We start from the raw sequence: 1750 nt of genomic DNA on the forward strand, positions 1-1750 counted from the left end.
CAAATAAAGCAACATTAAATTTCTTCAGGATACATTTTCACTTTTCAACCCACATTCTAAATCCTAATATTTCCATTATTGTTTTTTCATAAGTTAGTTAACACTATCATACTAACTTACTATATATAATATCATACTATTCAAGTGTTAAAGTGCAATTTCGTGCGTAAAAAACATAATTATAGCGAAGAGTATAGATTTATGGCTATAATACCATATATTTTATCGAAACTATGTTATTATTAGGTTAATTTTCTTTTAAAAATAAAAAAATAAAGCCTAGTGAAAACTTGAGGTTTCAATTAACTAATGTATTCATAATCTAGCTCATTATACTTTTATTTACTAGATTACCATGTTTAAAATTATAAATACACGTATTATAATTATCTAAAATTTATATAAACGTATAGTTTATTTACAAATATTGTTTAACATAATACTTATAATTTGTAAACTTTTATACATATTGCCACAACATGTTTCATTATTCTATCTTTTTATTACAAATAATACGACATTATACAATTATTTTTTCAAAAGGCTAAAGATTTATCTTTCAATCCCGATAGTAAAATAACAAGTACTTTTCAAAGGTAAATGTTACTTGTTATTTAATAATTGGACAAGCTTATTGTCTCTCATTATAAGTTTATGAAAGGAGTTGTAATAATTTGAGTTATTGTCAACTAGTTGTATTTAACCTAGGATTGGATGAGTATGCAATCAATATTTCTTATGCTCAAGAAATAATTCGCATACCTACATTTACACGATTACCTAATACTCCCCCATTTATTGAAGGTGTATTTAATCTTAGAGGTAAAATAATTCCTGTCTTTAATCTAAAAATAAGATTTGGAATGGATCAATCGGAAAAAAGTATTGATAGCAGGTTACTGATAGTTGAACTGGATAACATGATGATAGGTATTATCGTCGATGATGTTTCAGAAGTTATTAGAATTGATGAAAAATCGATTCAAAAACTAAGTTCGGAAATTGTAAGCATTAGTGAAAACAGTATACAAGGTGTCAGTATAATCGGTCAAAGGATAATTATAATATTGAACGCTTTAAACCTAAAATCAGAAATTTTTAAATATAATTTGGATAAGGAGTTGGTATCATGATTTCAATAAATGGATTAGATTATTTAAAGGCAGTTGCTGAGCTTCAGGCTAACATTATACCTGGGGGCATTTTATTTTTGATTATTGAAGGGGATACAATAACATGGAGAAAATCATCTGAAATATTTGACTTAGATTTCTTTAATGTTGGAGAATTAATTAAAAATAACAGTATAGCTAGAAAAGCAATGAATGATAAAAAAACATTAACCGAAAATATTCGCCGTTCTCTTTACGGCACAAGACTAAGGACTATAGCTGTTCCTCTAATTAATGATAACAATGAAGTTGTTGGAGCTTTTTCTATTTTGATTCCTAGATTACACCCTGTTGTTAAGGCATTCCCTGATTTTGCACCAATCGTAGCTGAGATGTTCCCAGAAGGTTCCACTATGTTTGTAACTGATTTACAAAAAATAATAAATAAAAAATCTTCGAAAAAATTTGACGTAAATTCCTTACAAGTTAATAATATTCTTTCTGAAGAATCTATTTCAAAAAGAACGATAAAGAACAAAATCTCCCTACGGTCGAGTAAAAACCCTTATGCCAAGCAAATATGATAATCTCATCGTCCTTTGATTATCATATTTGCATCACATTCTGGGCATAGAACA

At 27.5% G+C, this 1750-nt stretch carries 2 protein-coding genes; both read left to right on the forward strand.

Features of this window, described 5'->3' with window-relative positions:
• The first annotated feature begins 674 nt into the window (after positions 1-674).
• Positions 675-1133 (forward strand): chemotaxis protein CheW, encoded by a 459-nt coding sequence (locus KPL38_RS19110; protein WP_216290721.1) that lies wholly within the window; start codon positions 675-677, stop codon positions 1131-1133.
• Positions 1130-1696 (forward strand): hypothetical protein, encoded by a 567-nt coding sequence (locus tag KPL38_RS19115; RefSeq protein WP_216290722.1) that lies wholly within the window; start codon positions 1130-1132, stop codon positions 1694-1696. The genes KPL38_RS19110 and KPL38_RS19115 overlap by 4 nt, the downstream gene beginning before the upstream one ends.
• The last annotated feature ends 54 nt before the right edge of the window (positions 1697-1750 follow it).

The organism is Clostridium psychrophilum (assembly GCF_018861705.1).
Lineage (GTDB): Bacteria > Bacillota > Clostridia > Clostridiales > Clostridiaceae > Clostridium_AD > Clostridium_AD psychrophilum.